Origin of the sequence: Halothece sp. PCC 7418 (assembly GCF_000317635.1) — a bacterium.
Taxonomy (GTDB): domain Bacteria; phylum Cyanobacteriota; class Cyanobacteriia; order Cyanobacteriales; family Rubidibacteraceae; genus Halothece.
Genome location: NC_019779.1, coordinates 1,881,777 through 1,892,923, shown reverse-complemented (window position 1 = coordinate 1,892,923; position 11,147 = coordinate 1,881,777). Strand labels below are relative to the sequence as shown.

Sequence of the window (11,147 nt, the reverse complement as noted above, 5' to 3'; positions counted from 1 at the left end):
TGGTTCATGGTTCATGGTTCATTGATTAACAACCAACAAATAACAAAGAACGAAGAACAAAATGAGATTGGGAAGTGTTATAGATAAGTAATCTAAAACAAAGAACAAACAACAAAGAACCAAAAACAATGACACTCAGTCAACAACTGTGGCAACAAAATCAAGATTTAGTTGAAGCAAGTCTCAATCATCCCTTTGTGCAAGGAATTGCTGATGGGAGCTTAGATCAGCAGTGTTTTGCCTTTTATGTTGCCCAAGATGCCTTTTTCTTAGACTCCTTTGCACGAGCGTATAGTATTGCTGCTGCTAAAGCTGTGGACTGGGAGAGCTTTAATATCTTTCATCAACTCGCTGGCGGGGTACTTGCAGAGTTAAATCTTCATCAAGGATATGCCCAACAATGGGGCGTAGATCTTCAACAAGTCACTCCTTCTCCCGCTACTCGCCACTATACCGATTTTCTACTAGCGACAGCATGGGGAAGTGAAGTCGGTTTAACCGCTTGTGCGATGACTCCTTGTATGCGCTTATACCACTTTCTCGGCACTCAACTTGCTCAAAAGGGAGTGGGAAATCATCAATATAGTGATTGGATTAAAACTTACAATGATTCTGAGTTTGGTCAACTGGTTGCTACCTTAGAAGGCTTAGTTGACGGTTATGTTACGGAAACAGAAAAAGCGAACAGCAGCTACCGTTACGCTTTACAGTGTGAATATGACTTTTTTGCTGCTGCATGGCATTTGGCAGAAAGTTAGCTCAATGCTTTTCCCATTCCTCAAAACGATTGCGCTGAAGATGATCAACATTGGGCTGCGGCAGTAAACTCACAAACAACTGGTTTAACTGATTACGGGTGCGATAACTGGCTTTTGCGAGCGGTTGGGGTAAAAACAGGTCACCAATTGCAACAAAGAGAATTGTTAAGACAAGAGCCAGTGTTAAGGTTGGAGAGCGCATGATGATGATCTTTACCTCCGAGACAATAATGAGCAACTACTTGGATCAAGTATAAGTGTTCCTCATGGGAATTGCTGTTGTAATAATCACATTGAACTCCTAGTTTGCACGGTCAAGCTAGTGACTTAAACTACGTTGTTCCGTCTTTCCTTTAAGTGATAAAAATAAGGTTTTGCCAAGGTGTTGGGGGAAGATAAAACCTTGGTATGTGGTGCTTATCAAATTCTCAGCGCGATCGCGCTCCTAAAATTTCCTATCAGTTTCACCTTTCCCTGCTGATCACTGCTCCGTAATTAGCTTGTAAAAAATCTTACTTCAAACGTCAATGAGGCGAGCAGTGCCCACCTCATTGGGAAAGTTTATTGTTAATTGAAGTTAGATCTTATCTTTCTAACTTCGGCGCGGTCACAGACAGTAGCGAAGGATCAACTTGTGCCACATCTGACGATTTGACTAAGGTGGGGACAGAATTGCGTAAGCGATCTGTATAAGCAACGGTTGTGGAATCATACACCTGCGTCAGAATTTTCGGATAGAGTCCAACGCCAATAATAGGAATCAACAAGCAAGCAATAATAAACACTTCTCGCGGTTCCGCATCCACCAAAACTTCATGAGAAACCAACTCTTGATTCTCTTTCCCATAGAAAATTTCCCGCAGCATCGAAAGCAGATAAATCGGCGTTAAAATCACACCCACGGCTGCTAAAAAGACCACAATTACCTTAAAGGTAGTATTGTAAGCGTCGCTGGTGGAGAAACCAATAAATACCATCACTTCCGCGACAAAACCACTCATCCCAGGTAAAGCCAGAGAGGCGAGAGAGCAAGTGGTAAACATGGCAAAGATTTTCTGCATCTTTTGTCCCACACCGCCCATTTCATCAAGCATTAGAGTATGAGTGCGGTCATAAGTTGCTCCCACTAAGAAGAAGAGACTCGCCCCAATTAAGCCGTGAGAGACCATTTGTAAAACCGCCCCACTTAAGCCTAAATTGGTGAAAGAGCCAATGCCAATCAAGACAAAGCCCATGTGAGAAATCGAAGAATAGGCAATTTTTCGTTTCAGATTCCGTTGAGCAAACGATGTCAGAGCAGCATAAATGATATTCACCACTCCTAAAATCACCAGTGCTGGGGCAAAATAAGCATGAGCATCGGGTAACATTCCCGCATTCATCCGAATTAAAGCATAACCGCCCATTTTCAGGAGAATTCCCGCCAGTAACATATGCACAGGCGCAGTCGCCTCGCCATGAGCATCAGGAAGCCACGTATGAAGAGGGAAAATGGGTAACTTCACCGCATAAGCAATGAAAAACGCCCCATACAGCCAAAGCTGGAAATTCAGCGCAATATCTTTCGCTGCTAACGCCCGCATATCAAACGTTACAGTATCGCCATAAAACGCCATGGTTAAGCCTGCAACTAAGATAAAGAGCGATCCCCCTGCGGTGTAAAGGATAAATTTTGTCGCTGCGTAGAGACGTTTTTTTCCGCCCCAGATGGAAAGTAGCAAGTAAACAGGAATTAACTCTAACTCCCAAACGAGGAAGAATAACAACATATCCTGTACCGCAAACACAGCAATTTGTCCGCCGTACATCGCAAGAATGAGGAAGTAAAAGAGTTTGGGTTTAAGACTAACAGGCCAAGCTGCTAAGATTGCCAAGGTGGTAATAAAGCCCGTCAGCAGAATCAAAGGCATGGAAATGCCATCAGCCCCCACCGACCAATTTAAGTCCAGTTGGGGAATCCAACTATAACTTTCCACCAGTTGTAATTCTGGGTTAGAGAAATCATAGTCAAGATAGAATCCCGCAACAATGAAGGCAAAGTTAATTAAGCCAATGACAAGGGCATACCAGCGCACTTGTTTCCCATCTTTATCAGGAATTAAGGGAATAAAGAAAGAAGCAATTAGAGGAAATAGGATAACAGTTGTTAACCAAGGAAAATTTGTCATAGTTTTTTCAAATGCAATTGATGATTACGCTCATTGAGGTTTAATCTGTCTTGAAGCTATAGCAGGAAAGCAGTTTCCCTTGATATCTTCCAACTGCTATAGCCAGCAATGAAATTAAAAGACGCTAAAAGCAATGACAAAGCCTAAGACAGCACCAAAGACGATCAGAGCGTAGAATTGGGCGCGACCATTTTCAAAGTATTTCAAGCCTTCACCACTGATAATGGCAACTAAGCCTGTGAGGTTGACCGCACCATCAACCACCCGATAATCGACTTCCAGCACTTGTCGAGCAACGCGCCGACTGCCTTTAACAAAGAGACTGTCATAGAGTTCGTCAAAATACCACTTGTTGAGAGAGAAGCGGTAGAGGAAAGGAAATTGCTGCGCGATCGCGCTGGGATCAATTGTCTTACGGGCATACATTAAAGACGCAACCGTAATTCCAATCAAAGCAATGCCTACAGAGTTGCCAGCCATAATTAAAAATTCGGACCATTCAAACTCCGCCATCACTGCTTTCACCTCTTCTAAGGTTTCCCCAGGGGCATAAACAAACTCCTCAAAGAAGTTTTCCCACGGTTTACCAATCCAACCAATGGCGAGAGAAGGAACCGCAAGGATAATTAGGGGTAAGGTCATGCTTAAAGGGGATTCATGGGGGGTTTCACTGTGATGATGGTCTTCCGCATCATGGTCAGATTCCAGTTCGCGGGTATCCATTGCCCCAGGACCAAAAGCAGGTTTCAGGCTATTCAGGATAGACTCATCATTCCCGCGAAATTCGCCCTCAAAGGTCATAAAATACATTCGGAACATATAAAATGCGGTTAACCCTGCGGTGAGCCAACCGATGAACCATAACGCAGGATTGGCGCTAAACGCCTGCGAGAGAATCTCATCTTTTGACCAGAAACCAGCAAACGGGGGAATCCCACAAATCGCTAAAGTTCCCACCAAAAACGTTAAAGAGGTAATGGGCATATATTTCCGTAAGCCTCCCATCAAGCGCATATCTTGAGCCAGATCTGGATTATGACCGACAACCTCTTCCATGCCATGAATGACCGAACCCGAACACAAGAACAACATTGCTTTGAAAAAGGCGTGTGTCATTAAATGGAATAAGCCTGCGGTATAACCACCGACTCCCATCGCCATTACCATATATCCCAATTGGGAAATCGTGGAGTATGCTAATCCTTTTTTAATATCATTTTGGGTCAGCGCGATCGTTGCGCCTAAAAACGCCGTAAACGCCCCCGTCCAAGCAATAATGCTCATCACAGACGGAATATCTTCAAATACGGGATACATCCGCGCAATCAAGAAAACCCCAGCTGCCACCATCGTCGCTGCGTGAATTAACGCCGAAATTGGGGTCGGACCTTCCATTGCATCAGGAAGCCAAACATGAAGGGGAAATTGGGCTGATTTTGCCACAGGGCCCAAGAAAACTAAAACCCCAAATAATGCAGCCAGACTCGCTCCAATAATGCCAGATTCAACGAGAGCTTGTAATTCTAAGCCCATTTCCGCAAAATCAAACGTTCCCGTTGCCCAATACAAGCCCAACATCCCGAGGAGAAAACCAAAGTCACCCACACGGTTAACCACAAATGCTTTTTGACAAGCATCGGCTGCTGCTTTACGGTCATACCAAAAGCCAATGAGGAGGTAAGAAGCCATCCCCACTAATTCCCAGAAAATATAAACCTGTACTAAATTGGGGCTAACCACTAACCCCAACATCGAAGACGCAAACAAACTTAAATAAGCATAAAAGCGCACATAACCAGGGTCATGAGCCATATAGCCATCGGTGTAGATCATCACCAAAAACGCCACGGTGCTAACAATTGCCATCATGACCGTGCTGAGATGATCGACGGTGTAGCCCATCGTCAGTTTAAACTCTCCTGCTGCTGCCCATTCAAAGGTCTGGAGAAAAGTCTCATGTCCGTTGATTTGACTCCAGAGCAGCGCAAAAGATAACCCCATGGTCACTCCCATCAGAGAGACAATAAAAATCGCTGCGGGTTGACGCAGACGACTGGTTACTTGGTTAAATGAAATCAGCCCCGTGCCGACAATCATTGCGCCGACTAAGGGCAAGACTGGAATGAGCCAAGCATATTGATACAGTTGTTCCATATAAATTAAGCCTACTAATAGCCGTGATTACATCCTAGTTAAGCGATAACAGGAAGCAGTTTCCACCGTCTTGAGAAAGACTGAGTGCAAATACCGTTAACAATTGTGACATATTCAGTTGGGCACATTCTCCTGATGAGGTTCTCCCGATGAAGGATTTTTGCCTAAGATGGAATCATCCTGCATCGGGAAAACGTTTACGCACTCAGTTGATCACTGCTATTTTGCTATCAATCCCTGTTAAGGAAGGGAAATTTAACCCTAGGAGTAAAAATATCACAATGGAGAAAGCAGATAAGAATCTTCCCCTTTGGGAATATAAAGTTATTCATCTCAATATCAGAAATACGGAAGCCCCCAATGCTGAAGCAGCCAGTTCTGCAACCAAAGGGACATTCAGCCCTGAATTTCTCAAGCAAGAATTTCCTGATATTTACAGCGGACAAAGCGGTTCTAACCATCCCGCCCGTCAATTGCAAGAGGCGTTAAATCGCTTAGGACAAGAGGGTTGGGAGTTATTTGATATTCATGAAGTGGGTTCTCTAACCATGATGTTTTTTAAACGGTTAAAACCTCAAAATGCAAGTTCATCTGAAGGGAATGAAATGACTTAATTGACGATCTCATCACGCCTAGGCGAGGGATGAATCAGGATAAAAGATAACTTGCTGGTTCAAAATTGAAAACTAATCGCGCGATCGCGCCCCTGTTTTTTCGCTTCATATAACGCGCGATCTGCTTCCCTTAACAAATTATTAGCCTTATCGCATGGTCGGGGAATCACACTTGCGATTCCAATACTTAAAGTGACTCGATTTTGATCAGGATTTCTCTCATGAGGAATGGCAGAATGAAAAAGCTGTTTCCGAATATTTTCGGCTAAGTTTTTAGCATTGTCTGCATTGATTCCCGCACAAATAATCGCAAACTCTTCTCCCCCGTATCGAGCGGGAAAATCTTCGGCTCGTTTACAGTTTTCCTTAATAATCAATGCGACTTTCTGCAAACAATCATCTCCTGCTTGGTGTCCGTAATAATCGTTATACTTTTTGAAATAATCAACATCACAGAAAATAAGACTCAAGGGAAGAGATTGTCTGCAAGCGCGATTCCATTCTGCTTGTAAATGTTTGTCAAATGTTCTACGATTCGCGATTTGGGTTAACCCATCAACGGTTGCTAATTGTTTGAGGTCTTGATTGGCTTGTTCTAATTCTAATTCCAGTTGCTTACGATCGCTGATATCAGTAATCAGCGTATAATATCCTAAAACATTATTATTCTCATCCAATTTAGGCGTTAACACCACAGAAAGATAACGTTTTATCCCATCCCTACCGAGAAAGTCAGTTTCATAAGCAACCGTTTCCCCAGTTAACACTTGCTCAAGGTAAGGTGATATTTTTTGATAAGTTTCTGTCCCAGTAATCTCCTCAACTGTCTTCCCTAAAATCTCTTCCTTAGAACAGTTTAGCCACTTTTCATAGGTTTCATTAACAAACTGATAGCGATGAGATGAATCTTTAAAGGAAATACAACCCGCAATAGAATCGGTAATGAGTTGTAATTCAGCATAGCTTTCTTGTAAAGCAAGGGTTTTTTCGGTTACTTCTTGTTCTAATTTTGCTTCATAATGATCCCGAAACTCTTCCGCTTCTTGTAACGATCGCGCCATTTGAGAAAATGATTCCGATAAGGTATCCACTTCTCGGATGCGACTGGTGGAAAAAGAGTCATTAAACTTTCCTTGGGCAACATTTTTGCTAGCTTGAGACAAACGAAGCAGCGATCGCGCGATCCGTCGAGAAGTCCACCATCCTAACCCCAATGATGCTAATAATGCGACTCCAGATAAAGCAATGGTTCGTCGGACATTTGCATTAATCGCCCCCGTAAACTCAGATTTTGGCACCACTGTTACAACAAGCCAATCCAACCCATAATCATCTTGATAAGAAAACACCCGTAAAAAATAGGGGTCTTTTTTGCCAGTATCGGTTTCAATAGCAAACGTCATTTGCTGCGGTGATTGAATTGTATTGAGATCATTAAATTCTTCTGTTAAGGCTGCTGTCGCTTCGGCAATCACGGGATTAGAATTTTTTTGAGCAGGAATCCGACGAAATTCAATCTTGCCAGGTTCGAGAATTTTACCCTTTTGACGAGGAGAAGTTTTATATACGGGTTCATCAGCAGAATTAGCAACTAACAAGCCATTCCGTTCTAAAATAAAAACCTCTCCAGTATTACTCAGCGTTAGATTCGCGAGAAAGTGATTCAGGGCTTCTAAACTCAAATTAATCGAGAAAACTCCTTCCAACTCTTGGGATGCGTTGTAAAAAGGAGCATAAGCATTAATTGCTAATACATTACCTGTCCCAATCTGAAATAAGTCACTCCAGCCTGAGGTTTGGGTTGTCACGGCGCGACGATACCAAGGACGTTTACGAACATCAACATTTTTAATTGTCTTGAAATAGCGACCAATTGTTCCCCCTACATTAAGGGCGTAAAGATTGACTCGACTTGGATTATCAAGATCAAAACGTCCCACCTCAACCTGTAACTCTTGGGCTGCTGTGTTACCTTTTGGAAGATCGGTATCGTTAACGAATAAAAATGCTCCTTGCGGATTACCAAAAAGAACACTGGTAACTTGTGGAAATTTTTGATGTTCTGTAATCAGATAGTTTTGGAGTTGGTCTAAATTCTCTAAATCGACGACCCCAGACTCAACCATTGCAATATTCAACTGATTGATTTCATGAGGGAGACTTAGGTAACTATCAAGCTCTTGGACGACTTGGTTTTCTGTTTTTAATAGTAATTGATCCGTTAAGTCTTGTACGGTTTGCTGTCCGCTACGATAAGACAAGTAACCCACTAGCCCAACAATGCTAAGAACTTGCAAGGTAAACGGAACCGCAAATGCTAAATAGAGAGGAACTTTCCTTGGCTTTGCTTGAGCTTGCATTTGGAAACTAGGGTTATAGTCGCTTTACCCCACAGTATCACTTTGTATCAATTCCACCCGATCAAGTTAGTACAAATCACCACAACTCCGAGTTAACAAAAAAATTAAAGCCTATAGACTCTCCTCTAGACTGGAGAGTGTAGCCTAGACAAAGCGATCAAACCACGAAACGCAAATGAAGCATAGAACATCTGTTTATCATACGGTCATCACCACGGGAACTGTTTTAACGAGCTTACCCGTTTTGGCTCATGCTGGTCATTTTGAGAAAACAGAAACAGAAACAAAAACCCAAACTGAGGAAAAATCGTTAAACAATCAGCAAAATCAACCCACATCTAGCGAAAATCAACCAATAGAAACCCAAACTAATTTACACGAAGAACAACCCACCACTCAAACTCAAACCATTACTATTGCTAAAATTACCACTGTAGGAGAAACCCTATTGGGTTTAATCATTGTCACGCCTTTTTTATTGTATGCCTTAAAAAAACGGATTCACCGATACGGATAACGCTCTTAACAAGGCAACTAGACAACAAGAACTGATTGGATCATGCGCTTTAATAATCGTTATTTACGACAAATTCACCGCTGGTTTGCCCCGATTATGGTGTTCCCGATGCTATTAACTCTCCTTACAGGTTCTCTGTTTCAAGTGGCTGTTTTAACTGGAGAGTCAGAAAAGTTTCTTTGGTTACTGGATATTCACAGAGGGAAGTTTGGTACATTAGATTTAACCTGGCTTTATCCTTTTTTAAATGCGTTCGGTGTTTTAATTTTATTGGTGACAGGAATTATTGTCTGGTTACAAGTTCCTTTTCCGAAAAAGAAAGCTAACTCTCAAAACAATTCCAATTAGGCACTTATTCTTTTGCATTTAAAATCGGTAAGGAAACTGTAAAAATACTCCCTTGTTTTAAGTGACTTTTGACGTTGATATTCCCTTGATATGTTAGCGCGATCGCGCTGGCAATGGCTAACCCCAAACCCGAACCGCCTCTATCCCTTGAACGGGCTTTATTGACGCGATAAAAGCGATCAAAAATGAGTTTTTGTTCATCTTCTGGAATGCCAATTCCTGTATCAATCACTTCAATTAAAGCCTGATGATTCTCTTGCTTTAAAACTAAAGTTACCTTTCCTCCTTTTAAGGTATGTTGAATGGCATTAATTACTAAATTGGTGACTAAACGATACAATTGTTCTTCCTCTCCCATTACTTTTAAGGGTTGAGTAACCTGTATCTGAGCAATTAGACAAATTTCTTCTCTGTAGGCTAAAGCAGCAAATTCCTCAGCAATATCAGCAATTAAATCATTGATAATTACTGGTTTTCCAGACAAATAATGATTAGTTGTTAATTGTCGCTCCATCCGACAAAGCATTAATAAATCGGCAACTAAAGAAGAAAGGCGTTGATTTTGTCGTTTCAGGGTGTGGAACGTTTCTCGGCTATCTTTTTCGGTTAAAGTTGGCAACATTAAAGAAGATTCAATGGTTGCGCGAATCGCAGCTAAAGGAGTCCTTAATTCATGGGCTGCATCAGCCGTAAATTGTTGAATGTGTTGGTAGGATTGGTAAATTGGAGCCATTGCTTTTCCCGCCAACCACCAACTCGCAAACATGACGAAAACAATGAGAATTGGTAATCCTAATAAAATAATCCATTTGACATTCGCAACATAATTATCAAAAGCCTCTAGGTTTCTTCCGATTTGAAGATAGCCCCAAGGTTGATTATCTTGGGTGTGTAATTCCAGATAAATTTGCCGATAACGAATGCCATTAATATCCCTCAGATTTTTCCATTGTTGTTGGTTATAATTGATTGACAAACCTTCTGGTTGTATGCCTGCTAGGGCGACTAACTCCCCAGATAAATCATAGAATTGTAAATAATAATGATCTTGTTGCAGCGCTCCTACCAATTGGCGGTTATGGTTAGCACAGCTTGTTGTTTCTATACACAAATTTGGGATCAGATTTGTGACTCTTTTATTTAATTGTCCAGGTTGTTCTAAAATCGGTTCTAAGCTGTCATGAATTGTCCCAGCAACAGTTTCTAATTCTTGATTAATACTAATGCGATGGGCGTGCGCGATCGCTTCATAAACCCCTAATGCCGATACTCCTAAAATTAAACTTAAAACTCCCGCATACCACCTCGCTAATCGCCATCTGGTTTCCGTAAATAATTTGTTATTATACATTTACATTGTCGTCTAATTTCTCTTGATTTCATCGTTTCAAGGACTTTAAAGATCATGGAAATAACTCCAAATATTTAAAATATTCTGATTGAATTAAATTAAAATGTCTTCTATCTAAAGTTAAAATTTTTCTAATTTTATAACGTTCTGCTAGAATAATTAAACTGGCATCGACAAAGCCTAATGGTAAGTCTTTAATAACGTTCCATTATTTTTGTAGTTTTATTAATATCATTCAATTCTATAGGGAGATACTTAAAATATCCATCTGCTAAGTCTTCTAAAAAGGTTCTAGCAACTCTTTCTCCTAAATATTTTGTGGCTAAATAGTCAACTTCTGGTAAAACAGTGACAGGAATATAGATTTGATGTTTTTTAATGACATCAACAACTGAGGAATGATAGTAATCATCTCTATCTAAAAATGCGATAATTCCACTGGTATCTGCAATTAGTCTTCTGTCCACAATAATTGTTCTGTTTTAGAGGATAAGTCGGATCTTCCGCTTGCACCTATTCCAATTGATTTGGGTAATTTTTGAGATGTTTCGGTTAAATAATCATTAATGACTTCTTCAATGAGTTCGGGAATCGATTTACCTGTTCTATTCGCTAATTCTTAAAGGCTTGCTTCAGTTTCTTCTGGTAAATAAATAGTGGTTGGTTTCATGGGTTTTAACTTTTGTACTCCGTCGGCATATTATCCTAATTATACATTTAATTAAGATTGAGAATCCACTTCTGCATACAAGCTGATTACTTCTTTGAAATTTTCTAAAACTTCCTCAATCGTTTCTCCCTGTGTATAGCATCCCTGAAAACTTGGCACTTCTGCCCAATATCCGCCTTCTTCTGCTATTCCAATTCATGATCATTT

At 41.1% G+C, this 11,147-nt stretch carries 11 protein-coding genes and 1 pseudogene; 4 read left to right on the top strand and 8 right to left on the bottom strand.

What is annotated here, in order from left to right:
* Positions 1-128 precede the first annotated feature (128 nt).
* Positions 129-758, top strand: a complete 630-nt coding sequence (locus PCC7418_RS08570; RefSeq protein WP_015225773.1) for a TenA family protein — start codon at positions 129-131, stop codon at positions 756-758.
* A gap of 1 nt (position 759) precedes the next feature.
* On the opposite strand, the gene PCC7418_RS08565 is transcribed toward PCC7418_RS08570, so the two are convergent.
* The 3 genes from PCC7418_RS08565 to PCC7418_RS08555 all read right to left on the bottom strand — a co-directional run bounded on the left by PCC7418_RS08565 (position 760) and on the right by PCC7418_RS08555 (position 5,080).
* Positions 760-960 (bottom strand): hypothetical protein, encoded by a 201-nt coding sequence (locus PCC7418_RS08565; protein ID WP_015225772.1) that lies wholly within the window; start codon positions 958-960, stop codon positions 760-762.
* Between the two features lie 382 nt (positions 961-1,342).
* The gene (locus PCC7418_RS08560) at positions 1,343-2,926 is read right to left on the bottom strand and encodes an NAD(P)H-quinone oxidoreductase subunit 4 (RefSeq protein WP_015225771.1); all 1,584 of its coding nucleotides are present in this window, start codon (positions 2,924-2,926) and stop codon (positions 1,343-1,345) included.
* A gap of 114 nt (positions 2,927-3,040) precedes the next feature.
* A complete protein-coding gene (locus PCC7418_RS08555; RefSeq protein ID WP_015225770.1) occupies positions 3,041-5,080 on the bottom strand; it encodes an NAD(P)H-quinone oxidoreductase subunit 5 in 2,040 nt (679 codons plus the stop codon).
* A 281-nt stretch (positions 5,081-5,361) separates the two neighbouring features.
* Between PCC7418_RS08555 and PCC7418_RS08550 the strand changes: the two genes are divergently transcribed.
* Positions 5,362-5,694, top strand: coding sequence for a hypothetical protein (locus PCC7418_RS08550; RefSeq protein WP_015225769.1), 333 nt, complete (start codon positions 5,362-5,364; stop codon positions 5,692-5,694).
* A 59-nt stretch (positions 5,695-5,753) separates the two neighbouring features.
* On the opposite strand, the gene PCC7418_RS08545 is transcribed toward PCC7418_RS08550, so the two are convergent.
* Positions 5,754-8,054 (bottom strand): diguanylate cyclase domain-containing protein, encoded by a 2,301-nt coding sequence (locus tag PCC7418_RS08545; protein WP_015225768.1) that lies wholly within the window; start codon positions 8,052-8,054, stop codon positions 5,754-5,756.
* 175 nt (positions 8,055-8,229) lie between these two features.
* Here PCC7418_RS08545 and PCC7418_RS08540 point away from each other — a divergent pair, with 175 nt between their 5' ends.
* Both PCC7418_RS08540 and PCC7418_RS08535 read left to right on the top strand, forming a co-directional pair.
* Entirely contained in the window at positions 8,230-8,571 is a 342-nt protein-coding gene (locus tag PCC7418_RS08540) for a hypothetical protein (protein ID WP_015225767.1), read from the top strand.
* 42 nt (positions 8,572-8,613) lie between these two features.
* Positions 8,614-8,919 carry a hypothetical protein gene (locus PCC7418_RS08535; RefSeq protein WP_015225766.1) on the top strand — a complete coding sequence of 102 codons (306 nt, stop codon included), beginning with the start codon at positions 8,614-8,616 and terminating at the stop codon, positions 8,917-8,919.
* A gap of 4 nt (positions 8,920-8,923) precedes the next feature.
* On the opposite strand, the gene rppB is transcribed toward PCC7418_RS08535, so the two are convergent.
* The 4 genes and pseudogenes from rppB to PCC7418_RS20225 form a co-directional block, all read right to left on the bottom strand.
* On the bottom strand, positions 8,924-10,270 hold the full coding sequence (rppB, locus tag PCC7418_RS08530) for a two-component system sensor histidine kinase RppB (protein ID WP_015225765.1): 1,347 nt from the start codon (positions 10,268-10,270) through the stop codon (positions 8,924-8,926).
* A 194-nt stretch (positions 10,271-10,464) separates the two neighbouring features.
* Positions 10,465-10,737, bottom strand: a complete 273-nt coding sequence (locus PCC7418_RS08525; protein WP_235620778.1) for a PIN domain-containing protein — start codon at positions 10,735-10,737, stop codon at positions 10,465-10,467.
* Positions 10,722-10,883 (bottom strand): annotated as a pseudogene (locus PCC7418_RS21330) (hypothetical protein); the annotation flags it as partial. The gene PCC7418_RS08525 and the pseudogene PCC7418_RS21330, both read right to left, overlap by 16 nt.
* A gap of 108 nt (positions 10,884-10,991) precedes the next feature.
* Positions 10,992-11,135 carry a type II toxin-antitoxin system HicB family antitoxin gene (locus PCC7418_RS20225; protein ID WP_071880227.1) on the bottom strand — a complete coding sequence of 48 codons (144 nt, stop codon included), beginning with the start codon at positions 11,133-11,135 and terminating at the stop codon, positions 10,992-10,994.
* Positions 11,136-11,147: the final 12 nt, after the last annotated feature.